Source organism: Marinobacter sp. SS13-12 (assembly GCF_030227115.1).
Lineage (GTDB): Bacteria > Pseudomonadota > Gammaproteobacteria > Pseudomonadales > Oleiphilaceae > Marinobacter.
Map to the genome: position 1 here is coordinate 247,155 of NZ_JASSUA010000004.1, position 24,024 is coordinate 271,178.

The window sequence follows — 24,024 nt, forward strand, 5'->3', positions numbered from 1 at the left end:
CTGATTGGCTAGGCCTTTCCATAGTCCTCGTGCGCCGCACGTGATGAAACATAACCATCCGCTACGTCCTGCGCCACTTTCTCCGCCGCTCGCAGGCATGGGTCACCGTAACCCGCACCGCCACTCTGTTGCAGTCGCAACACCTGGCCCGCCTTCAAATGGCAGGTGACCAGCGGGCCCAGCTCTTCTTCGCCAGGCGTCCCCGGGTCCAGAATAGCCCTGGAATGCTGCGGTGGCTTGCCTCCTTTCAAGCCCCAGGCACCGTAGGTATGATTTGATGTCCTCACGGTTACCACGCAATCGCTGAGAAACTCATACTCCCGAATGAATCCGATACCACCACGCTGCTCACCCGGCCCGGCCGAATCACACCAGATATCAAAGCAGGATACCCGCACCGGATACTCGGTCTCCAGAACCTCGACCGGCGTACTGGGCGTAAAGTGATTGATGGGTAGCACCACCGATGCACCATCCTCAAGACTGGTACCGCCAAGAGACGTCACCAGTAACTCATATTGCACCGCACGTTTACCCATTCGCGAGTAAGGGTAGCCCACGGCAAGAGCGCCGGTTCCCAACCCTGAAGGTGCCACAGCACGGGTAGGATTAAGCTGGCCGAGAGCGGCCAGTACGACGCTGTAGATAAGGTGTGACGTGGGAAAATAATGATTCACTGTCGCCGGATGCTGTGGGCTTACCACCAGGCCCGGCGGGATCATGAAATCAACCTGATCCACAAGCCCCGAGTTAATGGGGATAGTCGGATCACTCACCGCAATGGCCGCCAGCAGGCAAACCGCCTGCGCGGTTGGCGTGCAGCAGTTCACCGGCCCCAGGGTTTGGGGGCTGCAGCCACTGAAATCGAGGGTAAGCCGGTCGCCGGTTTTTGTCGCCTTCACATGAATGCGCACGGGCACATCTGTGTTTGCCCCGTCATGATCCAGCAGTCCCTCAGCTTCTGCGGACCCATCGGGCCAGTCGTTCAGCTCGGCAGCCAGCCGCGCGGCCGTGCTTTCCAGCAGTGACGCCATCACTCCTGTGAGCGTCGATGTACCGTACTCCCCACACAGATCCACTAACCGCTTTGCACCCAGCCGGGTACACCCGACCTGACCTCGCAGATCACCTACAACAGCTTCCGGCACCCGACTGTTGTTGCGGATAATGTCCTCTACAGCTTCGTTCACGCCCTCCTTGCTGGAATAGAGCACCGGGGGTAATAACAGGCCGTCATGATAGATTTCCCGGGCGCCCGCCCCCGAAGACCCGGGTACCAGTCCGCCCAGGTCCGCCTTGTGAGCCAGGCTCACTGCAAATGCAATCAGTTCACCTGCAACAAACACAGGCGTGATAACCATCATATCCGGAACATGCGGATTACCGGCCAGGTACGGATCATTCAGGACATAGCAGTCCTCCTGCTGAATCCGGTCGCCGAACCGCGCCAGCACACTGCGTACTGCGGTGGTGTAAGGGAGCGAGTGATATTGTAGGCCACCACTGACGACAATGACCCGGCCACTGGCGTCAGTGATCCCCGCAGTACCATCCTGGGATTCACGCAGAATGGTTGAGTAGCCACTGTGGTAGAGCGCGTGCTCCATTGTCGCCGCGGTCTCTCGCAACCGGTTGATAACCACTTCCGTCGTAATCGGATCGGTGCTCATTGCCTCACCTCCGTATCGATGACCAGCGCGCCAGAGGCATCCACTGTCAGGCGCTGCCCCTCCAATACCCATGTAGTGGAATCGAACTGCTCGATAACACAGGGCCCCGCAATCGAGTCGCCTGCCCCCAGTCGGCTGCGATCATAGACAGCCGCGGTCACACTTTCGCCGCTGTCGATATCCAGCACCTCCCGCTCCCCTTTGTAAGCAAGAGTGATGTCGCCGCCACGATCAATATCCTGCTCTGTTAACTGTGGAACTTTGATGCTGGCCTGCAAACGGAAGGTCACTATTTCGGCCGGCTCATCAGGCGCACTTTGCCCATACAAGTTGGCGTGCAAATTATCGAAATCCTGTTTGATCCCGGCTTTGTGCTCCTGACGGACCGGCACATTGGGGCAATCAACGGTCAGCTCGTAGCCCTGATGCAGGTAGCGAATATCCAGCTGATAACGCAGCTCCACCTCTTCCGGCTGAAAGCCTTCCTCACGGGCATCGGCGTATGCCTGCTTACCCAGCTCGTCCATCAGGGCGTTCATTTTACTGACATCAAACTCGTCCAGTATGCCCGGCGCAGAGCGGACATAAGTGTGCTTGACTTCAGTCTGCAGCAAGCCCAGGGCACTGTTCAGGCCCGGGTGACCGGGAACAATGACGCGGGGAATGCCCACTGCGCGAGCCAGCCAGCATGCATGCATAGGGCCAGCGCCACCAAACGGCACCAATGAAAAGCGACGGGGATCCTGGCCACGTTCCTGAAGCGCAAGCCGCAAGTCGATGGCCATGTGATTGTTCACGATTCGCAGAATGCCCGCCGCCGTATCCAGTGGCGTCAGGCCCAACGACTCGGCAATTTCCTCCATTGATCTGGTCGCCGCTTCCAGGTCCAGATGCATACGACCATCCAGAAGGCTTCCTGCACCCAATATGCCCACCACGAGATTGGCGTCTGTAATGGTAGGCCGGGTGCCACCGCGGCCATAACAGGCAGGGCCAGGGACAGCACCAGCACTGGCCGGGCCCACCTTCAGCAGGCCATCCTTCCCGACATAGGCCAAGGTTCCACCCCCCGCGCCCAGCGTACGCACCTGTAACATGGGCGTGCCCACATGCTGGCCTCCCAGCACACCTTCACTGGTCTGCTGAGCAAGTCCTCCCGCGATCACACAGATGTCAGTGCTGGTGCCGCCCACATCGAACGTAACCAGATTGCCGGTACCTGCGCGCTCGGCCAGTCTTAACCCTGCAACAACGCCACCGGCCGGTCCTGAAAGAAGGGTCTGGTTGGGAAACCGGGCCCCGATGGTAATCCGCATCAAACCACCGTTGGACTGCATCAGATAAACCTGGGGTGTGGTTACACCCCGTTCTTTCAGCCGCCCGGCAAGACTCAAAAGATAGTGTTCAACAACCGGTCCGATGTACGCATCCACCACGGTTGTTGATAATCGCGGGTACTCTCTTATCAGGGGCAATATGGCCGAGGAAAGCGAAACCCGCACCCCGGGCGCCTCTTCAGCAATGATTTCAGCGGTGCGTTGCTCGTTCACGGGATTCAGGAAGCTGAACAGGTAACACACAGCAATGGCTTCAACGCCCTGATCCCGCAAGTGTCTGACAGATTCCCGAAGCCGGGCCTCATCCAACGGAGTCTGGATGCCGCCGTCATAACCCAGGCGTTCATCCACTTCGGCTGTGAATCGCTGCGGTGCAAGTAACGGTGCTTTCGAGTAAAACGGGTCAATCAGGCTCACCGGGTCCGGACGTGTCCAGCCCCTGGCCTCATAGACCGCCCGAAAACCTCTGGTTATCAGAAGCCCTGTAGCAACGCCTTTGTTTTCTAACAGCGCGTTGGTGGCTACCGTCGTACCATGCACCAGCATCTGTATTTCCCCAGGTGCCACGCCCTGATCAAACAGGTCCTCCAGTGCTGCCATTACCGCCCTTGAAGGGTCCTCCGGTACAGAGGGTACTTTCGCCAGGCGCAACGCCGGTTCGTCGGGGCTGAACGCAACCAGATCCGTAAACGTTCCCCCTGTATCGATTCCCACCAGCCATCGTTTCACAGTTCCGCCCCCTTTACTTGCCACTTACTGAAATGTGATTCCAGCATCGACAGAAGCCAGTTAACGGTCAAAACCGTCAACAGCGCCATAAGAATGCCAAGATAGACATGGCCGGTATCAAACATGGTGCGATGGTATGCAATCATGTAACCGAGCCCCCCGAACGAGGCAAGCATTTCACTCACCACCACGCTGATCATGATCAACGCTGTACCAATGCGCAGGCCGGAGATAACCGATGGCAAAGCCAGACGTAAAACGACGCGATAAAAAATCTGTAGTCTGTTCGCCCCCATAGCTCTGGCCATGGTGACGTAGTTCTGATCCACCTGACGCACACCCGACAGCGTGTTCAGTGCTATCGGGAAAAAGCCGGCTATAACCCCGAACAAAACCTTGGATTCAGGCCCCATACCAACCCATGCGATAAAAAGTGGGTAAAGGATGATGGCGGGCACCGCAAACAGCGACCCCAATATGGCTGACGCTGCCATGGAAGCTGCCCTGAGGGTGCCAAAGAAAGCTCCAATGACAATCCCCAGTGGCCAGGCGATGACTATAGCGGCCGCGATCTCAGCGGCGGTCAGGGCAAACGCGTCGAGAAAACGGGAGCCGTCGGACTGCCAGGCGGCCCACAATCCTGACGGTGGAGGCAGCTGCATGGGCTTTACCCACTCCATGGCCGTTACCAGAAACCACAACGCAATCAGACCCAGGATGATCCCATAGCGTATCAGGGCTGGTTTGCTCACGCTTCAGCCCCTTCCTGAATCAGCTTCCAGATCCGGTTACGAGCCTGCCCGAACACCTCACTGCTGATCATTTCAAACGTCCGTGGGCGTGGCAGATCCACCGGAATTACGTCAACAATACGACCGGGCTTGCTGCCCATCACCAATACCGTGTCGGACAGATAAATCGCCTCGGTCAACCCATGGGTGATGAACAGAATGGTTTTGCGAGTTTCCTGCCAGATCCACAACAGCTCTTCCCCCATTTTGAAACGGGTCTGCTCATCAAGTGCCGCAAATGGCTCATCCATCAGCAGAATGCGGGGGTCGCGAACCAATCCACGAGCAATGGCAACCCGCTGGCGCATGCCGCCAGAGAGCTCTGCCGGGCGGTGGTTGATGAAGTCACCCAAACCCACAAGCTTTAGCAGGTCGCGAGCCCTGCGCTGACTCTCATCTCTGTCGGCACCACAAAGCGAGAGTGGAAAAGCCACGTTTTCTTCAGCGGTGAGCCAGGGCAGTAATGTGGCATCCTGAAACATCACGCCGGTCTTTTCCGGCAATGGCCCACGCACTTCAACACCATCGATTAACACCTGTCCGGAGGTAGGTTCAAGCAGGCCGGTCAACAGCTGAAGCAGGGTCGACTTACCGCAGCCACTCGGGCCGACAATGCTGACGAAGCCACCTTCCTCGATAGCAAAGCTGAGTTTGTCCAGGGCATGAAAGTCACCCTCACGGGTGGAGTACATCTTGCTCAGATTCTCGACTCTGATAATTTCACTGCTCATGCCTGGTAACCCCCCGCGGCGCGATGTTCGCAGTAACGCATAACCTCATTGATTATGATGGTCAGCGCAGAGACCAGCAGAATGCCCGCCAGTAACAGGTCGAGTTGAAACCCCTCCCCCCAGGAAAACAGTCGTCGACCAATACCGGCGCGGCTTGCATCCATTTCTGCCAGCAACACACCAATGATGTTAAAGATCATTCCCAGCCGGAGACCCGTCATCACCACTGGCAACATAGCGGGGAGATAAACTCGCAAATAGATCTGTCGGGGCGTGGCGCCGAATACCCTGGCTACCGTTACGTATTCGCGCGGCACGCTGTGAACTGCAGCGGTCGTCGTTACAACAATGACGAACAAAGCGTGGGTAATACCAAAAACGACTTTTTCCAGGAAGCCGATACCCAGCACAAGCATGAAGATTGGCAGAAAGATGGATTGCGGGACTGCCATCATGAAGTGAAACATCGGGCTTAGAATCTGCCCCAGATAAAGTTTCTCTCCAAGCAAAAAACCAATAGAAATACCTAAAGGGGCGGCAATGATAAATGCCACGCCCACTTCCAGCCCGGTTATACCCAGATCCATCAGGAATTCCCGCTGTGTCAGCAAGTCTCCCAGCACTCCCAGAACCGTAAGGAAGGAGGGCAGCAGTCTTGGATCAACAAGCTCCAGCCGACTGGTCGCCTCCCAGACTACGGCAAGCAGGAGGAAGAAGCCGGCCTGAGCTCCGAGCAACACGGACAAACGCATGTGCGCACCTTGGTATTGTTGTCGTAGATCTGACGCAGGACTAACCCTTCTTCGACTGAAAGTGAGCAACGATCTCTTCCACATGCATCACATCTGCGTATTTATGATGCAAGTCGAATAGATTCACTTTGTGGGACAGAAGGCTGCGATCGAAACAGGCCTCTTCAGCCATGACCACATGAAAACCGTATGAGTAGGCATCCACTGCCGACGCGCGGACACAGCCACTGGTGCTCTCGCCACAGACGATCACAGTGTCAATGTTCATTTTCTGAAGGTAAGCGATCAGAGGCGTGCCAAAGAACGCACTGGCCCGCTCTTTGCCAATAACCAGATCCTCTGGTTGAGGCTGAAAATCCGCATAAATTTCGAAGTCGTCATTGTGGGACGCATCCACTGCACGCGACGTTGCACGCACTCCCGCTTGCCGGCGTTCAACCTGAGTGGTGTAGATAAGGGGCACAGAGTGCTCACGCGCCACGGCAAGTAATTGTCTGGTTGGCTCTATCGCATTCCAGGCATTCTCCCCACAGCTACTCGGGAACTCATTCAGCAGTTCAACCACGGGGCGAGCCCCTCCCCTGTAAGCTTTGTTATAAAGGTCAATCGCTAGAATCGCGGGGCGCGGACCGATATAGGTATTGCGAATATACGCTTCATAGATGCGAAAAATATCGGGGCTGACGATATCCTGCCAGCAATGGTCTTCGAAACTGTGTGGCATCGCTACTGACTCTCCTCTGATGACAATTGGCCTGATCTATGTGAGATCATTCCCCAAACTATTCGGCGCCAATGTCTGCGAACTGATCGGTATAAACCTCAGAGGGAGAAAGTGTTCCGGACCCGGAATCACCGGCAAGGCCAAGAGATGCCTTGAGCCATTCAGGCTCGATGTGGGCGCGGGTAGCACGGTTCATGATGCCCACTTCGTATTCCAAACGAAGTACCTCGGGGTCTTCCTCACCGGTGAATTCCCGGAGAAATTCGATGGAATAGTCACGGTTCTCCTGCATGTAACGGGTCGCGCGATACATTGCCCTCAGGACTCCCTCAACCTGCTCGGGATGGGCGTCAATCATGCTCTGGGATGCAATCCAGACATCCGGCAGGGTTGGCGGCATATCCGCGGCATAGTCGACAAGGGAGCGACCATCACCGGAAACAATCAATCGGTAGGTCAACGGCGAGAAGGCCGAAATGGCATCCACCTGATCAGACAACAACGCCGGGATCATCCCGGCGCCACCGACGGGAACCGTTTCAATCTCAATGCCGTATTGATCCGCTACCCAGAGGGCATAGTAGTCCGTTGTACTGTTCTTACCCGTAATCCCCACCCGGCGGCCATCCAGGTCTTCAGGCTTCTCGATGCCGGAATCGGACTTCACCATCATGTGCCAGCCATCCGGCCTGGCCGCTCCCACGGCTATCACTTTCTGCTCCACACCACGCTCAATGGCCACGGCCGCGCCCGGGGGGAAATAGTTGATGATGTCCATGCCGCCAGAGGCAAGAGCCTGCTGCGCCGCACTGCCCCCGCGGAATGCCGTGATTTGAACGTCGACACCTTCATCCGCGTAATAGCCGAGATCCTCCGCCACATACACCGCGGCATAAGGGCCAAAGTTTGGTACTGACAGCCCGATATCCACCCTCTCTGCGGCATGAAGCGGAGATAATGTAATCGCCGAAGAGAAAACTGCGGTCAAAAGTACATTTTTCAAATTCATGCCCGATATCCTTCTATTTATTGTGGTGAATAAAGGATTGCTGATAAACCTCACATCCAACTTTTATATCACATATCAAGATTTATTCTTCAATAATGATATATTTTAATAGTCCAACGAGCGGCGACTGTCAATAATTCAAAAAAATAAATGCCTAGACCGCGCCAGCCTGTACCAGTGACTCGATCTCTTCCTGGCTGTAGCCAATGTTGGTTAGAATTTCTCTGGTATGTTCTCCCAATCCGGGTACCGGACGCTGGGCCTCATCCCGTGGGCGTGTTTCGTCATCCACCCCATAGCCAACCAGTGGTGTGGCTCGGCTCCCTGTACCGAAGGTGCGAACCATGTCCAGGGCTTTGACCTGGGGATCGTTCAGCGCTTCCTCGATCGTGTAAATCGGGCCCGCAGGTACGTCATTGGCAACGAGTTCGGTCAGCCAGTACTCACGGGGACGTCTGGCAAATTCGGCTTGCAACTCGGCCCTGAGCTCATCGTAATGAGCAACCCGGTCAGTCTTTTTGATAAAGCGAGGGTCCTTTTCCAGCTCCGGACGGCCAACAGTGGCAAGCAGAGCCTTCCAGAATTTCGGGGGCGACGATAAATGAACCGCAAACGACAGACGGTCCTGCCCGACAAACGTGTAGGATTGAGAGAGGTGGGGGCGTGAGGACTTGTCAGCGACCTTTCCCGATAGCAAATAATCCGCCACCGCCAATGGCTGGAACGCCAGGCTTGCACCCAGCATGCTGACATTGATTTTCCGGCCCTTGCCGGTTTTCAGTTTCGAAACCAGTGCCCCAAGAATACCGTAGGCGGTATAAATACCCGTCAGTTGGTCCGAAAGCGGTGGTCCCACCGGTTCAGGATCTTCAACGTCAGAAAGCTGGCTCCACAGGCCGCTCATCGCCTGGGCTATGGCATCGTATGTTGGTCGATCGCGGTAAGGGCCAACGGTCCCCATGCCGGTTGCCGCGCAGTACACCACTTCAGGGTTGGTTTTACAGATCTCATCGTACCCAACGCCCAGTTTGTCCAGAATCCCCGGTCTGAAGTTGTCGAGCACTACATCCACATCCGAAGCCAGGCGAAGGTAAAGTGCCCGCCCTTCCTCGGTTTTGACATTCACCGTGATGCTCTTCTTACCCCGATTGAATGCCGCAAATGCCGGATGCACACCGGCATCCTCACCGGCCCAGTTGCGAAACGGGTCCCCGGTTCCCGGCATTTCGACCTTTATGACCTCGGCCCCGAGATCGGCAAGCAACATACTTCCAAAAGGTCCGCTGATGACATTTGCCATCTCCAGCACTTTGATTCCAGTAAGCATCGCACTCATTCAATACCCCTTCTGTCGTTGCATGCGATCCGGGTGGTACGCAGCAATCTGATCAGTATTTATCGTTTCTGAAACATGAACTCTGGCAAGGCAGTGGCCAGATCCTGAAAGAAAAAGACAATAATCATCCCTATTACTGATACCGCTGCCGTAGCAAGGCCAGCTTTGTATAGGTCCATAATCCGGCTTTCAGGAATTGCGCCTTTCAACACAAAAATCATGGAGCCAACTGGTGGCGTCATACTCCCAATGGGGAGGGTGATCAGGAACAGGAGGAAAAACCAGACAGGGTCAATGCCAGCCGGCACAATCAAGGTGGAAAACAGAGGGGCCAGCAATACAATCAATGCCAGTGTGTCAATGAACGTACCCAATACCAGCAGCAAGCCCAGCAGAACGGCTGCCAATACCATGGGTGGCAAAGACATTTGTTGCAACCAGAGGTTAAGCGACGTTTCTGCGCCACTAAGCGCAAGAATCTGGCCAAACAGCACGGCCCCCATGATCACAATAAATACCATCGCCGTCAGCCTGGCAGTCGCAAGCAGAGCGCGGGATAACACAGAACAGTCCAGGCGACCATATAATGCAGCCACCAGCATTGCACCGACTGCCCCCGTAGCAGCAGCTTCACTGGCTGTCGATATCCCGAAAAGTATGAAACCCAGGACCATGAATATAATCACGCAGAAGGGCAGGCATTTAGCCAACGACAGCCATCGCTCTCGCCAACTCGCCCTTTCTACTTCCACCGGGGGAACCAGTGAGGGGTTTAACCTGACCCGAATAAACACGTACAACGCAAACAACACAGCCAGCAAAACACCCGGAATCAACCCCGCCATCAACAAAGCGCCGACAGATACGTTCGCCAATCCACCGAGAATAACTGCAAGGCCGCTCGGAGGAATGATTGGGCCGAGCGCACCTCCGGCCAGTACAACGCTGTAACTGATCTGTTGCTCATAGCCTTTTTCGGCAAGCACAGGGTATAAAGTGCGGCCTATGAGAGCCGTATCCGCAGACCCAGAGCCACTCAAGGCCGCCAGCCCCGTGCCCCCTCCAATGGCAACGTAAAGGTGCTTCCCCCGCACGCGGCCGATCCACTTCCCCACCATATCAAACAGCAGATCAACGACACGGGACTGGAATAATACTTCACCCATAAGGTAGAACATCGGGATAGCAATCAATGCAAACCCGGAAATCGAATCTACCATGCTGCCGGCTACTATATTTAAACCATGGGGGCCAATAAATATCATGACGCCAATGAGATTAACCGCCATCAATGCAAAAGCAACATGAATTCCAGATAGCATCGTGCCAAGCAGAAGCCCGAACACAAAAAGGAAAATAACATACCACTCCATGACGCATACCCCAGAAATTAATTGTTTTTATACTGTAATACTTAGATTTAAACCTGGGCGTCTATCTGCTCTTGTCGACGCTCGGCAATCTTTCTGAATATCGTAAAGATGAACTCAAACGCCATGGCAAGAAAACCTATTGGCATTACTATCCAGAGCATCCAGTTAGGGACGGGCACCGCAGCCGGTGAAACGTTTCCAAAAAGGTACTGATTCCAGGTCGCCGAGGCGGACAGCCAGAACAAAATAAGACAGATGACAGCAGAAAACGCGATATTAAAATACTCAAGCCTGTTCCCAAGGTGGTCAGGGAGCACAAGATGAAGTAAATCAACACGAATGTGTCCTTCCTCCCTTGTCAGCCAACCACCAGCAAGGAATGTAATATAAACCAGTGCATATTGGGTAAAATCAAATAACCATTCGAGGTTATAACCCAGGTATTTCCTCATTAGAACATTTGCAGTGATCGTTACAGCCATCAGAAAAACAAGTGAAGCGGCAATAATGTTCAAACCGAAAATAAGACCGCTGTAATAACGAAATATTGTTTTTTTAATTGATGGTGCCATGAAACATTTGCTCCCCATGCCAGGACCGGGTTGCCGGTGATGAAATAACCAAACGGTGATTTCGCCACCACCAGCAACCGGGACCGGAACGGTTTCTCAGCTTTTATCCGATAACCCACGCAGACACCGGCTGACCGGAAACCAAACGCGGGCGACCCATCCGATACGCCCTACCCTTCTGAGCGATCCCTCACACACTCAAGGGCTTTCATGATTTTTGGTCCATGCTCAGGATCGGCATCGAGAACATAATTTTTGGCAATACCATCGTAATAGAAGCTCTCAAAAGACTTCCGTGCATCCCCCTTGAGCTCGGCAACTTCTACACCCGCAGCCGGGAGTTGTTCCATGCCTTTCTTGTCGCGCTCGATCCCTGCCTCCCTGCGCTCAACCTGAGTTTCTTCAATCGCCTGTCGGATAATTTTCTGCACATCATCATCAAGCTCGCTCCAGCTATCCTTGTTGACAAAAAGTGCGTAAACAACTTCTCCCAGTGCAGGCTCTATTGCATAAGACATCACCTCATCCCAGCTCAACTTCTCCAGTGTGCCGAGGGCTCCGGAACCGTTAAACGCTCCGTCTATCATTCCCCGTTGCGCTGCGGTATAGGTTTCCGCTGATGAAACCCTGACTGACGAAGCTTTCATGCCGTGGATAACCGGGTTGTAGAAGTCGGTCCCCCGAATCCTGAACCCTTCCAACGCGCCACCTTCTTCATTTATTGCTTTGGCCATATAAAGCCGGTAACCATGACCAGTCGGGAATTGCGCCAGATAGGAGACATTGCTTTTGGCAAGGTATGCGTCATTGACCGCCTTGGTAAGGCCACACTCGCGGCGAACCTGGGCCGAGCCCTCCGCAAGATCCAGCCCCATTCCCACTTTCACTGAGTCTGCGTGGTACGCGGTATGCGTAAACAACATGTCGAATACCCGGTGTTCTATCGCACCAAACTGCCGAAACGCCGGAACTGCAGCGGGACCAAAAAATTCGACAGTGACCTCGCCCCCCGACAGCTCCTTTACCTTCTCTGCAAATGGAATTGCCCCCAGGTCAACGCCGTCGTCGGTTCCTGCGGCCCATGTCGAGAGCATTCGCAGTTTCACTTCCGCCACTGCAACAGGCGCACCCATAACGGCAAATATCGTCAAACCACAGATGAAACTAACGGCAAGCCTTTTCTTGTTACGATTAGCCTTCATTGTTTAATCCCCCGATACTGTTTTATCATTGTTTTTCGGAACATCCGTTGTGTTCAGACACCAACCAGATCCAGATGCCTGCAAACCTCGGCCGACAGCTAGACATCAAGGCCAAAGAATTTTTTTGCGTTCTCAAGCATGATTTTGTTCCGGACTTCCGGCTTGATACCCAGCTGATCAAACTCCTCCACCCAGCGCTCCACTCCCAGTACCGGCCAGTCGGAGCCAAACATCGCCTTGTCCTGGAGAATCGAGTTAACGTGGTGAACCAGTTCCGGCGGGAAGTACTTGGGTGCCCAACCGGAAAGGTCGATAAAAAAGTTGCTTTTATGTTGGGCAATCGCGAGGCTTTCGGCAGTCCAGGGCCAGGACGGATGCGCACATAGTATTTTCAGTTCCGGAAAGTCCGCGGCGACATCATCGAGATGAATGGGCTGTGTATACTTCAGCTTGTTCCCCATCCCCCCAGGCGTCCCTGCGCCAGCGCCCGCCATGCCACTGTGAAACATTATCGGCAAACCCAGCCTCTGGGCTTCTTCCCAGAGAGGGTAGAACCGAGTGTCATTAGGGAAAAACTGCTGGCGCGCGGGGTTGAGTTCGCCAATGCCGTGAAGGCCCAACTCTTCCTTGCAACGGCGAATTTCCTGGAGAGCCAGCTTGCCCAGCCACGGGTCAATGGCCCCAAATCCGAGGAACACATCAGGGTGTTTCCTGACCGCATTGGCAATATGGTCATTCGGGACCGGTGTAAGGCCTGACACCGAATCATCCCGTGTGTTAACGAGTACTGCCATCATACGGCGCTCGCGATACTGGTCTGCCAGTTCATCAACGGATACTACCGGCCTCTTACGGCGGAAATACTGCTCCATCTGCTTGGCTCGCGCCCCCACTGCCTTGATGGATTCCTCATCACTAAGATGCACATGTACATCGATACCCACGATATCCATTCTTCTCTCCGTTCCAGTCATGGTTTTATGTTGGTCACCGGCACGCCAGCCGGGCAGATGCATCAATGTCGCAAATTCAGTGACAGGCCCGGCCTGCTAAAGGAAATAACTTTTTTGTCTGTTTGGCGGGTAAGGCCCTGAACCAACTGCATCAGCGGCTCCCTGGAGGAAAGTTGCCCGACGGGTGTTTTTGCCCTGCGCGCAATCTCAACGGCCTCGGAATCAATGTAAGTACGCAGAATCAGCTCTTCGTCAGTAAGCTGCTCACCAAACTTTTGGCGCACCTCTTTCAGGGACAATTGCGGGGGTTCCTCAGCTTTGAGCTCTTTGGCCCTCGCCCGGTCAAGAATTTTTTCACGAACATCCGGGGCCATAACCTGGACAGCTTCCTTGCCCCAGTAACCGAGCGCATACTGGATGGTTTCATCCGTCACCTGCCGATACCGCTCACCCACAATGACGTTTATGGCTGCCTGGGTGCCAACAAACTGAGAAAGTGGAGTTACCATTATGGGATATCCAAATTCCGCTCTGACACGAGCTGCCTCAACCAGAGTTTCATCCAGCCGATCTTCCATGCCGACTTTGGCCAGTTGATAACGCAGATTTGAAATCATGCCGCCCGGAATCTGGCTCTGGTACAAACTTGCGTCGTACTCTTGCGGGGCGCCAATCGTAAAACCCTCGCTCCTGGCGATCCTGGTGAAGTGTTCTGTTACCGGGAGCAACAGCTCTTCCCGGATATCAGGCTGGTACCCCAGCACCCTGAGATTCTTTGCCACATTGAATACGGAGGGTTGTGCAGAGCCATTGGCCAGGGGTGGTATTCCCGTGTGGACATGCGTAATTCCAAGCTTTACTGCTTCCAACACATTGAGTGGTCCAAGCCCGTTATTGCAGTGGCAGTGAAACTCCAGCACCACCTTTCCCACCGCTTTCTGAACTTTGGGTAGCAGTTCCCTCAAACGCTCAGGCGTGAGCAGTCCACCTACGTCTTTAAAACAGATCCGGTAAGGTTTCAGTGAGGCAGCGTCTTTGGCGCGCTGTACAAAATATTCGTCGGTATGGCGAGGAGAAACCGTGTAAATCAGATTCACGACGGTCGCCATGCCCAGCTTTCGCAAGCCCTCTACTTCATCCCTCATGATTTCAAAGTCATTCCATGAATTTGAGGTGCGCGTAACGTTGATACCGTGTTCAACCACTTTTTTGACAAGAAGTTGGCTGACGCATTCCGGCACCTTTTTCAACCCACCCTTATAGCCACCATGCAGGCGCAACGGTGTCTTTCTGGCCTTCCTGACACCCAGCTTCAACCACTGCCATGGATCTTCCCCGAGGTCCCGGATCATTTTCTTCATCTGTACAATCGGCACAAAGAACTCGATTGCTTCAAAGCCCGCGTCATCCATCGCTTCAAGTGCAGGTAGCATCATGCTCGTGCGCATGTTCAGGGCCCACAGACTCTGCTGCCCATCACGCAGCGTGGTATCAATAAACTGAATATCCGGCATGCTACCCCCCTCAAAACGGCATTCGTTTGACGTGCTGACGCACCAGACACATCAACGAATTTCCTGGATTTCATACCCGCGTATATTCACAAACTCAATCCGCAAGTATGAACATTTTTTATCTTTTATGAAGAATGCCTCTCACTTATTAATATAGACAATAGCAGGGAGGAAAGATCTGTCAAGAAACAAACATCGAATTTAAGTGATGAAACGGACCGCAAAAATCAGGCTTGGCGAGAATGAAAAAAACTGAAGGAACCGTCAGGAAGTTGTTTCAGCGCCCTCCGGATTTCCAAACTTGATAATTTCCAGGCGCTTGAGCATGAATGCCAATGCTACCCCGAAACAACCAACAGCGGGGAACACCCACCGGCCAGCGTCCCAGCCACCAAATCCAGCCACAACCCCTGCAATCAGGGGAGGCCCCAGCAGGATGCCGACGTTAATACACTGCACAACAATACCATTACCCAAAGCGACTTCTGCCGCATTACGAGCATGAACGGGTATGCCAGCCATCACGGTACCCGGGATCGCGCCGCCTGCTATCGAGGCTGCAATGGCTGCAAATATCCTTATCTCGGGAGGGATATCCGATGAAAACACCACGAAGCCAAAACCGGAAATCAGAACCTGCGCGACCGCAATAACCTGCCAGCGTGAAAATCCGGCCGCGGCCAGGTAAGGAGCCGCCAGGTTACCCAACGCATTTGCAAGGACGACCAGACCCGTCAGCAGCGCGGCCTGGCCCAGGGAAAGTTCCATGTAGGTGACCGCGAAAGAAGGCAGCCAGGTACCAATCATAAACCATTGCGAAGAGTAGATCGCGAAAGCACCGCCCATGACCCAATGGCCCGTTAACCGGGTGCTTTGGCGCAGTTGGCTCAACAAGGTTTGTTGCCCAGCGGAGGATGGCTGCTTCTTTGGGAAAGTGCCTCTCACCCTCCAGGCAATAACAAGTACCGCAAAAAGCAGCCCTCCATTCACCCACCACACCGTTTGCCACCCGCCTTTTAAGATAAGCAGTGGCGTGAGAACAATCATGCCTGCAACGCCAATGGGCATGTAACATCCCCAAACCGCCAACGCCCGCCCCCGCCATTCCGGCGTTGCGCTGGCCGCGATAATCGAGGGTGCGGACACGGCTATCAGCACAAATCCCACGCCTTCCAGCAGTCGTGTCCCAAGCAACATCTCTCCGGTCGGACTCAATGCACCGAGCAACGTGCCCACAACCGCGGTCAACAAACCCAGCAGTAATGTGTTTCCCGCACCGGTTTTTGCGGCAAGCAAACCGCTCACCAGACCAAGTACGGCCGCTGCACCGTTGATAGAAGCTGACAGCCAACCGGCCTGCACAAGAGAAAGGTCAAAGGAGTCTCGCAATACTGGCAAAGCCGAGGGCATTTTCCCGATCTGTGCGGCGATAACGATGCCTGCAAGCAGGGCAACGATAAAAGCGATCAACCCTCGGTTCAAAAAAAGCGACACGTCGTAAACCTCACTTAATATTTTTTATCGATATTGAAAGTCACAGGTAGGCATTATCAGTCCTGACTTTTATCTGGCAGTCGCCCACGTCTGAATAGCCAGGCCCCTCCCATAAGAAAGACGCCACTCACGTAGAACACCAGCACCAAACCGCCGAAGGCGCCCAGCCCTCCAAAAAATACCGGCGCAACCAACTGTGAAAACCGGTTTACGGCCAACCGCAGTCCAAGAACTTCTCCGGTTCTGTCTTTGGGTGAGGCGCTGTAGGTAGTTGATATTGATAATGGCTGCCCACACCCGAGACCCAATCCCATCAGCCCACTCAGCAGGCCCAGAACCCATACGTCTGCTGTCATGGGCATCAATAAAAAAGCCACACCAGCCGTCAGGATTGAAACGAAAAGAACATGGTTTCGTCCGAACCTGTCGCACAATCGCGCCAGGAAGAATCGCACCACTATCTGTGCAAATGCCTGAACGGAAATTATCCACCCGATCGTCGTGCCCGAAAGGCCGGCGTCGCTGGCGAACAATGGAAAATAAACAATGAAAATATCCCTCGAATAAAGCACGAGCGCACTGGTCACCATGGCACGGCGTATTGCCGGGTTTTTCAGAAAATGCAAAGCACTCGATTGCTTGGCTAATGTTTTCGCGACGCCTTTTATGGATGGAAGCAGAAATCCCAGAGCTACAGGAAACACACCTGCAACACCGGCAATGAGAAAAGCGACAGCATAGGAGTACTGGTCTGCGAGGTAACCACCGCACACCGGTCCGATAAGATTCCCGACGGAGGCTGAAAGGGTAAAAATCGCAAATTGCTGGTCTCGGTTTTCAATACTCGAGATCTTTCCGATCAGGTTCTGCACCGAGACCATACAGAGTAGCTGCGAGACCCCCACGATGATCTGCGTAAGATAAAGCGCCCAAAGCGACTGGGCTGCAAAGGGTATAACCAACCCCAGGGCCATACCGGCAGACCCCATCACGACTGGCAGTCGGTCGCCGATGGCATCCGAGAGCTTGCCCACATGCATAGCAAGCAGCAACGGAAGTAATGCATACACCGCGGCAAGCAGGCCCACATCCAGCGTGTTGGCACCAAGGCTGGCAGCGTACAACGAGATCAATGGGCGGGTGGCACTCAGAATCAGGTAAATGCCGAAGGTGACACCCAATACGATTCTGATCGTCATCCTAAGCTACCGCCGTATCAGCCAGGAAAGATATCGGGCCGGGCAAATGCTTACGCGTCAACGGCCTGGCTTTCAAGAAAGGTTGTCGCGATTTTCTCAAGCCAGCGGGTGTTGAATTGACCGGACACAAAGTCGTTACTCACGATCACGTATTGCAGAAATGGAATAGTGGTATCGACACCCTGAATCTCGAAGCCCGCAAGTGCTCGCTCCATAATAGCCAGGGCATCCTGTCGGTCTTTGCCATGAACAATAAGCTTGCCCAGTAGCGAGTCATAGTACGGCGGCATGAAGTACCCCTCAAAACCATGACTGTCGAGCCGTACACCGGGGCCTGACGGTGGCTGCCAACGGCTGATGCGGCCTGGTGAAGGCTGGAATCCGCGCAGAGGGGCTTCAGCGTTTATCCGGCACTCAATAGAATGCCCTTCAACTTTGACCTCTCCCTGGCTGATAGTCAGTGGATCCCCGGCCGCGATGCGTAATTGTTGAGCCACAATGTCAATGCCCGTTACCGCCTCCGTGACCGGATGCTCGACCTGAACCCGAGTATTCATCTCCAGGAAGTAGAACTGCGAACGGTCCATATCCACAATAAATTCCACGGTGCCGGCACTCACGTAACCAATATTCTTTGCCAGGGTCACGGCTGACTCGTGAATCTGTTTACGAAGCTGGTCAGTCAGGCCTGGGGCCGGTGATTCTTCAACCATCTTCTGGTAGCGCCGCTGTAACGAACAGTCGCGCTCGCCCAGATGGATCACGTTGCCATGGTTATCGGCAAGAATCTGTACTTCCACATGCCGGGCATTGCCGATATAACGTTCCATGAACATAGCGCCGTCTCCGAAGGCTGCCGCAGCCTCCGCTGAAGCTCCCTCGAATGCAGCTTTCAGTTTTTCGGGCGCATCCACAACCCTGATACCGCGACCACCGCCACCAGCGGCCGCCTTCAGCAGAATCGGATACCCCACCTGCTCCGCAGTTTCCAGGGCTTCGTCCGAGGAATACAGGCGCGCAGAGCCTTCAGCCAATGGAACATTGAACTTTTTGGCCAGCGCTCTTGCCTCAAGTTTGTTGCCCATCCGGCGTATATTTTCAGGCGTGGGCCCCACAAAAATAAGGCCGTTCTCCTGACACAGCCGCGCGAATTCTGCATCCTCCGATAAAAAACCGTACCCCGGATGTACCGCATCACACCCGGTAGCCAGAGCTGTTGTGATGATGCCTTCACGATTCAGATAACTGTCGGATGACCTTGGTGGGCCGATACAGACAACTCTATCCGCAAGCCTTGCCCCCATGGTTTCTTTATCTGCCGAGGAGACCCCCAGTACGGTATCTATTGAAAGCGCCTTGCAGGCCCTTATCACGCGAACCGCAATCTCACCACGATTCGCGATAAAGACTCTTGAAATGGTCATTAACGAGCCCCCTCTGAAGGCTCCACCATGAACAGCGGCTGGCCATATTCAACCAGTTGGGAATCCTCGACACACACTTCGACAATCCTGCCCTTCAGGCCTGCGGAGACGCCATTGAACACCTTCATAACCTCAACAAGACCGACGGTGGTATCAGCATCAACCTCAGAGCCGATCTGGACAAATGGCTCGGCACCCGGTTCCGGCGCCGCATAGAAGACTCCGACCACCGGTGCCTCCACCGCTACCAGGCTGGAGGAAGCAGCAGCCGGGGCTTCCTGCTTGCGAGCAGCCTCAACCGGGGGCGCGCTCTGATCCAGATTTTCAGCAGCCTTTGTAACCACAGGAGCCGGTGCAGCAGAAGCCTCCGCTGCAGCCTGTACCGGAGCTTGCGATACCTGCGGCACGAAATTACCCGATTTGCTGACCGCCAGTTTGACATCGCCATATTCCAGTTGCAGCGAGTCGAAACTGGATTCTTCAACCAGCCTGAGGATGTGCAATACGTCAGTTTCGGAAAGTGTCATATCAATAACCCTCTTGTTTTTATATCAAGTCACATAAGCTTCCCGGACCGGGACGCCCCCTTGAACCAACCCTGTTTTGCTAAAGGAATGTTGTACCTCCATCTACCGTCAGGCTCTGCCCTGTCAGGAACCCGGAATCGTCAGACGCCAGGAACATGACGACGCCAGCCAGATCTTCCGGCGTTTCACCCCTTGGTATGGACCGCATGCGAATCAGTGCCTCTCGCTGCTCCGGTGTTACCGTATCCCGTTCGATTTCGGTATCGGTGGCACCTGGCAGTACAGAGTTGACGGTGATCCCGTAGGGCCCAAGTTCACGGGCCAGGCTTCTTGAGAGGCCAATCACACCTGCTTTTGAGGCCACGTAATGCACGTACAACGGCCGCCCCATATTCACCACAGCCGACGAGATATTGATGATTCGCCCCCAGCCCGATTTACGCATGGGCGCCGCAGCGAAACGGCTGCACAGAAAGACACCCGTAAGATTGACGTCGAGCACCTTTCTCCACTCGGCAATCGGAATTTCATCGTAAGGGCGCATCTTGAGCGTCGAAAAAATGGATGCGTTGTTAACAAGCACGTCCAGGCGACCATAGTGCTTCACTACCTCATCAACACCACCACGCACAGACTCTTCGTCCGACACGTCCATGGTCAGAGCCATCGCTTCCCCGTTTCCTGCACAGATGTCATCAACGACGGCTTTTGCCGCACTTTCGTTGATATCGCTGACAACCACGATAGCTCCGCTATCAGCGAACCGGTGGGCAAAGCACCGCCCCAGACCCTGTCCCGCGCCGGTAATGAGCACGACTTTTCTATCTACATGAGCCATAACACCTCCAGGTCACAACAAACAATCCACATACCTTTGCCGGCAACGCCTGCCACTCCTCAGAGCAGGCCGGGCAAGTACGTCGCCAAAATCGGGAAAATGGCCAGAAGAACCATGCCGAACAGAAACAACAGAACGAACGGCCAGGCCGCACCATAGACCTGCATAAGGGTTCCTTCCGCCCACGCACTCTTGAGTGCAAACAGCGTGTAACCGAAAGGCGGCGTCATGCCACCAACCGTGATATTCACCAGAAACAGTAACCAGAACCACAGTGGATCAAATCCAAGAATCTCGATGATCGGTTTGTAGATCGGAATAATGATCAGCATCAGTGCAATCTGATCGATGAACATGCAGAGCACAAAAGGCAGAGCCATCAGAATGATGAGCATGATCCAGGGCGCGAATTCCATGGCTGCGACCCACTCCGTGAGCGCGGATGCCCCTCCAGTAAAGGCCAGTAGCTGGCTGAAGAGCTTGGAGCTGGCCATGATGATCAGAATCATCGTTGAAATCATTGCCGCCGAACCCACGGACTCAACCACCATTCTGTAGTTCAGGCGCCGGTATATCGCCGCTGCAATCAAAGCCCCGATGACACCCATCGCGCCGGCCTCATTGGGGGTTGCGATACCCATCAGGATAAAGCCCATCACCGAGATGATGATGATTGAAAACGGCAGCATCCTGATGACAGCCATCACTTTATCCCTTGCAGTCACTTCCCGATCTAATGTTTCGGATTCCGGTGCCAGCTTTGGGTTGAGACGGACACGAATAAAGGTATAAAGCAGAAACAGGCCAGCAAACATGAGGCCCGGGAGGATACCGGCAACCAATAACCCTGCAATTGAAACGCCGGCAAGGGTGCCGATGATAATCACCAGAACGCTTGGAGGCACCAGGGGGGCGAGGCTTGCTCCCGCCAGAATATTACCGGCCGAGAGTTTAGGGTCGTAGCCCCTGGCGATCATCCCCGGCAACAAGGACCGGCCCAGCATGGCTGCCACCCCCATCGCCGCACCCGACAATGTACTGAAGATGGTCGCCAGTGCGATTGACAGTACATACTGTCTGCCCCGTATATGCCCAATGAGCTCGTCCATCGATCGGAACAATACGTCTACCGCGTTGCTCCGGAACAGAATCTCTCCCATGAGAATAAACAGTGGAATTGTGACCAGCGAACCCGACGTTGTGGTCTCGAAAAAGCTGCTGGCGAGCATGCCGAAACCGGGCGGACCAAGAAGTACAAATACGGCAATCAGGTTTACCAGCATAAAAGCCACAAAGACCGGCATGCCGAGCAACATAAATAGCAACAATAGCCCTGCACCGGCCATCACCGCGGGGATACCCGAAATCATCAGCTTTCCTCCGCGGATCTGGTAACGTCACGTCCTGCCGCCAGGCGTAAAAAATACAAGCCTGAGTTAAACAGCCCATAGCAGATCAGTGCGAAAAGCACCCACTTGGGTATGCTAACGGTACTGAGGGTGCCGGACCCGCGCTCAAAGAGCGTCAATGCTTCGAAGTAGACTATATACCCCAGGCACAGGCATGCAGCGGCGCCGACGAGGTACCCGCCCCGCATCATGACCTGCCGCCCACGCTCGGGCAGTTGATCATTCAATACAGTGACCGCAACGTGACCACCCGCGCGCGTCAGCCAGGGCATCACCAGAAATACCGTGATGAGCAACAGGAACGACACGAAATCGCTCGCCCAACGTGTTGGAGCACCAAAAAGGTAACGGGAAACAACTTCATAGGAATAGATAACAACGATCAAGCTAAGCGCCAAGATGCCCAACTGGTACAACGTTCGTGACATTACGTCATGCCATCGCAAAACACTCGCCAAAACCGAACTCTGTTTTATTGTCATAAATAAGGGTTCGCTTCAGTTCATCTATTGATTCAAAAAGGTTCGGCTCCGGGCCGGTTGCTTTTACCTCGGAGCCGAACAAAACGGTCAGGCTCCCGATCAGGGTGCCATTCCCGCCTCCGCAGCAAGTTCGCGAATTCGTTTCACAGCTTCAGGGCTTTGCTTCTCAGCAAGGTCCATTGCACCCTGAAACCAGGCCTTGTCTACCTGAGCCTGCTGCTTGTCGTTCAACTCGGTAATAGTCACACCTTCCTTCTCAAGCGTGGATTCCTCCATGGCGACAATCTCATTGAATTTATCGACCGCTTCTGCCTCGTATTCTTCCGCCACTCTTGAAATCAGGTCGCGAGTTTCCTGATCAAGACTGTTCCATTTGTCCAGACCCATGAAAACCTCATGACCAACCTGCCCGAACGAAGGTCTCAGCATATAGTCCGCCACCTCATACAGACGCAGCCCTACAGGGCCAACGGTTGGCCATGCTGCACCGTCGACAACCCCACGTTCGAGGGCCGGGTAAATTTCACTGGCAGATAACACAACGGGGGAGGCGCCAAGCGCTTCAATGACCGGGTGGTAAATAGGCGTGCCACGAATCCGACGACCCTTAAGGCCGTTGTCAGGATCAAGAGCTTCCCGGAGCATGATCGCATAGCCGTTCATGTCATAAAGTACAGCAATGAGTTTGAGACCACGTTCCTGATAACTCTCGTCCACATGGTCCCAAATGCCGGATTCCCTGAGCTTGTCAGGACCGCCAATCAGAGAGTCCAGAGACATGGCCACGGCGGTATCGTTGTAGTGATAGGCACCGTTGGTGAACAGCATGTCCATCAGTCCACGGGAAACCGGGTCCAGTTGTTCGAAGGGGGGGAAGGTTTCCGGCCCCGAGACCCGGGAGGTAATCTCGCCGTTTGACTCTTCTTCAAGGCGCTCCAGGAAGCCTCCGAGGATCTGGCCAACCGGTTCGTAGCTGTTATCCCAACTACTCAGTACCCGGAATTGCTCAGCAGCCAGTGCCTGACTGAGTGTCAGGCTCATCACCAGAGACATACATAATGCAAATTTACGACACATACTTTTCTCCTTCAGGGATTGGTCTTGTTCTACTTGTCGATACCCGAATTTTGAACGACTTGCCGTGTTGCTTCGTTCGAGCAAGTAATCCACTATTATTTTTTATACTGAACCGACTCCTCCGCAGCGTGGGCCATGTGAAAACCAATAGGTTTCGTTGATTCCTCGTATAGATGTGCCAGCAAACCTGCCGTTCGTGCCAGAATCGGAATTCCCTTGAGCGTTTGAACCGGAAAACCCAAATCCAGCAGCACCGCAGGAATAGCAAAGGACACATTCATCACCAGGTGTTTGCCCCACACGGTGTCGACAGCTGACTGAAGAGCGCGCGTATAGCGACAATACTCACCCGACACGCCACGCTCCTCTGCCATTGACAGTAGGCGCTCACAACGGGGATCCAACGGTTTGTGTAAAGGGTGCCCGAATCCCGGAAAACGCTTACCTGCGGCCTTCACTGAAGCAGCCTGTTCCAGTGCCACCTGGCCTGGCTCGCCGCCATTGTTGCGCCACAGCTCAACGCCTTCCTGTAACACATGGCCTGCCGCTTCAGCCGTCCCGAGAACCGTACTCCCGCAGCCGAGAATTCCCGCCGCCACGGCACCCTGAAGCGCCTCCGGCGCCGCCGCAAAGGTCATTCGGCTTGCCAGGACACTGGGCGTAAGTCCATGTTCGGCAATCGCAACCAGGGTGGCGTCCAGGAAATCCCGCTGGTCCGCTGTTGGCTGCTTACCGGTTAACATTAAAAAGTAGAACTCGGTAAAAGAGATCTGCCCTATCAGGTTATCGCTCAAATTACGGCCACGAACCTGTATCGAAGCTGCGTCCGCCGTTGCAATCGAGGTCTGTCCCTCGGAGTGCCCAATTTTCATTGCATAACC

At 54.3% G+C, this 24,024-nt stretch carries 22 protein-coding genes; all 22 read right to left on the reverse strand.

Features of this window, described 5'->3' with window-relative positions; translation table 11 throughout:
- Positions 1 to 8 precede the first annotated feature (8 nt).
- Positions 9 to 1,670, reverse strand: a complete 1,662-nt coding sequence (locus QPL94_RS19225) for a hydantoinase B/oxoprolinase family protein (RefSeq protein WP_285359535.1) — start codon at positions 1,668 to 1,670, stop codon at positions 9 to 11.
- Positions 1,667 to 3,736, reverse strand: a complete 2,070-nt coding sequence (locus tag QPL94_RS19230) for a hydantoinase/oxoprolinase family protein (protein ID WP_285359536.1) — start codon at positions 3,734 to 3,736, stop codon at positions 1,667 to 1,669. Before QPL94_RS19230 ends, QPL94_RS19225 begins: the two co-directional genes overlap by 4 nt.
- The gene (locus QPL94_RS19235; protein WP_285359537.1) at positions 3,733 to 4,488 is read right to left on the reverse strand and encodes an ABC transporter permease; all 756 of its coding nucleotides are present in this window, start codon (positions 4,486 to 4,488) and stop codon (positions 3,733 to 3,735) included. The genes QPL94_RS19230 and QPL94_RS19235 overlap by 4 nt, the downstream gene beginning before the upstream one ends.
- The gene (locus tag QPL94_RS19240; RefSeq protein ID WP_285359538.1) at positions 4,485 to 5,258 is read right to left on the reverse strand and encodes an ABC transporter ATP-binding protein; all 774 of its coding nucleotides are present in this window, start codon (positions 5,256 to 5,258) and stop codon (positions 4,485 to 4,487) included. The genes QPL94_RS19235 and QPL94_RS19240 overlap by 4 nt, the downstream gene beginning before the upstream one ends.
- Positions 5,255 to 6,010: an ABC transporter permease gene (locus QPL94_RS19245; protein ID WP_285359539.1), complete on the reverse strand. Its 756-nt coding sequence runs from the start codon at positions 6,008 to 6,010 to the stop codon at positions 5,255 to 5,257. The genes QPL94_RS19240 and QPL94_RS19245 overlap by 4 nt, the downstream gene beginning before the upstream one ends.
- 40 nt (positions 6,011 to 6,050) lie before the next feature.
- Positions 6,051 to 6,734 carry an isochorismatase family protein gene (locus QPL94_RS19250; protein ID WP_285359540.1) on the reverse strand — a complete coding sequence of 228 codons (684 nt, stop codon included), beginning with the start codon at positions 6,732 to 6,734 and terminating at the stop codon, positions 6,051 to 6,053.
- 58 nt (positions 6,735 to 6,792) lie between these two features.
- Complete coding sequence (locus QPL94_RS19255) at positions 6,793 to 7,743, reverse strand: ABC transporter substrate-binding protein (protein WP_285359541.1); 951 nt, start codon at positions 7,741 to 7,743, stop codon at positions 6,793 to 6,795.
- A gap of 154 nt (positions 7,744 to 7,897) precedes the next feature.
- Entirely contained in the window at positions 7,898 to 9,079 is a 1,182-nt protein-coding gene (locus QPL94_RS19260; protein WP_285359542.1) for a CaiB/BaiF CoA transferase family protein, read from the reverse strand.
- A 59-nt stretch (positions 9,080 to 9,138) separates the two neighbouring features.
- Positions 9,139 to 10,452 (reverse strand): TRAP transporter large permease, encoded by a 1,314-nt coding sequence (locus QPL94_RS19265; RefSeq protein WP_285359543.1) that lies wholly within the window; start codon positions 10,450 to 10,452, stop codon positions 9,139 to 9,141.
- Between the two features lie 47 nt (positions 10,453 to 10,499).
- Entirely contained in the window at positions 10,500 to 11,024 is a 525-nt protein-coding gene (locus QPL94_RS19270; protein ID WP_285359544.1) for a TRAP transporter small permease, read from the reverse strand.
- A 170-nt stretch (positions 11,025 to 11,194) separates the two neighbouring features.
- Positions 11,195 to 12,226, reverse strand: coding sequence for a TRAP transporter substrate-binding protein DctP (gene dctP, locus QPL94_RS19275; RefSeq protein ID WP_285359545.1), 1,032 nt, complete (start codon positions 12,224 to 12,226; stop codon positions 11,195 to 11,197).
- 98 nt (positions 12,227 to 12,324) lie between these two features.
- On the reverse strand, positions 12,325 to 13,179 hold the full coding sequence (locus QPL94_RS19280; RefSeq protein ID WP_285359546.1) for an amidohydrolase family protein: 855 nt from the start codon (positions 13,177 to 13,179) through the stop codon (positions 12,325 to 12,327).
- 62 nt (positions 13,180 to 13,241) lie between these two features.
- Complete coding sequence (locus tag QPL94_RS19285; RefSeq protein ID WP_285359547.1) at positions 13,242 to 14,693, reverse strand: hydroxymethylglutaryl-CoA lyase-like TIM-barrel protein; 1,452 nt, start codon at positions 14,691 to 14,693, stop codon at positions 13,242 to 13,244.
- A 264-nt stretch (positions 14,694 to 14,957) separates the two neighbouring features.
- Positions 14,958 to 16,187, reverse strand: a complete 1,230-nt coding sequence (locus QPL94_RS19290; protein WP_285359548.1) for an MFS transporter — start codon at positions 16,185 to 16,187, stop codon at positions 14,958 to 14,960.
- 56 nt (positions 16,188 to 16,243) lie between these two features.
- Positions 16,244 to 17,386: an MFS transporter gene (locus QPL94_RS19295; RefSeq protein ID WP_285359549.1), complete on the reverse strand. Its 1,143-nt coding sequence runs from the start codon at positions 17,384 to 17,386 to the stop codon at positions 16,244 to 16,246.
- Positions 17,387 to 17,436: 50 nt separating this feature from the next.
- On the reverse strand, positions 17,437 to 18,810 hold the full coding sequence (locus QPL94_RS19300) for an acetyl-CoA carboxylase biotin carboxylase subunit (RefSeq protein ID WP_285359550.1): 1,374 nt from the start codon (positions 18,808 to 18,810) through the stop codon (positions 17,437 to 17,439).
- A complete protein-coding gene (accB, locus tag QPL94_RS19305) occupies positions 18,810 to 19,337 on the reverse strand; it encodes an acetyl-CoA carboxylase biotin carboxyl carrier protein (protein ID WP_285359551.1) in 528 nt (175 codons plus the stop codon). Before accB ends, QPL94_RS19300 begins: the two co-directional genes overlap by 1 nt.
- 79 nt (positions 19,338 to 19,416) lie before the next feature.
- Positions 19,417 to 20,175, reverse strand: coding sequence for an SDR family NAD(P)-dependent oxidoreductase (locus QPL94_RS19310; RefSeq protein ID WP_285359552.1), 759 nt, complete (start codon positions 20,173 to 20,175; stop codon positions 19,417 to 19,419).
- A 59-nt stretch (positions 20,176 to 20,234) separates the two neighbouring features.
- On the reverse strand, positions 20,235 to 21,545 hold the full coding sequence (locus QPL94_RS19315) for a TRAP transporter large permease (RefSeq protein ID WP_285359553.1): 1,311 nt from the start codon (positions 21,543 to 21,545) through the stop codon (positions 20,235 to 20,237).
- The gene (locus QPL94_RS19320; RefSeq protein ID WP_285359554.1) at positions 21,545 to 21,970 is read right to left on the reverse strand and encodes a TRAP transporter small permease; all 426 of its coding nucleotides are present in this window, start codon (positions 21,968 to 21,970) and stop codon (positions 21,545 to 21,547) included. The genes QPL94_RS19315 and QPL94_RS19320 overlap by 1 nt, the downstream gene beginning before the upstream one ends.
- Before the next feature lie 195 nt (positions 21,971 to 22,165).
- Positions 22,166 to 23,143: a TRAP transporter substrate-binding protein DctP gene (gene dctP, locus QPL94_RS19325; RefSeq protein WP_285359555.1), complete on the reverse strand. Its 978-nt coding sequence runs from the start codon at positions 23,141 to 23,143 to the stop codon at positions 22,166 to 22,168.
- Positions 23,144 to 23,238: 95 nt separating this feature from the next.
- Entirely contained in the window at positions 23,239 to 24,015 is a 777-nt protein-coding gene (locus QPL94_RS19330; RefSeq protein ID WP_285359556.1) for a citryl-CoA lyase, read from the reverse strand.
- Between the last annotated feature and the right edge of the window lie 9 nt (positions 24,016 to 24,024).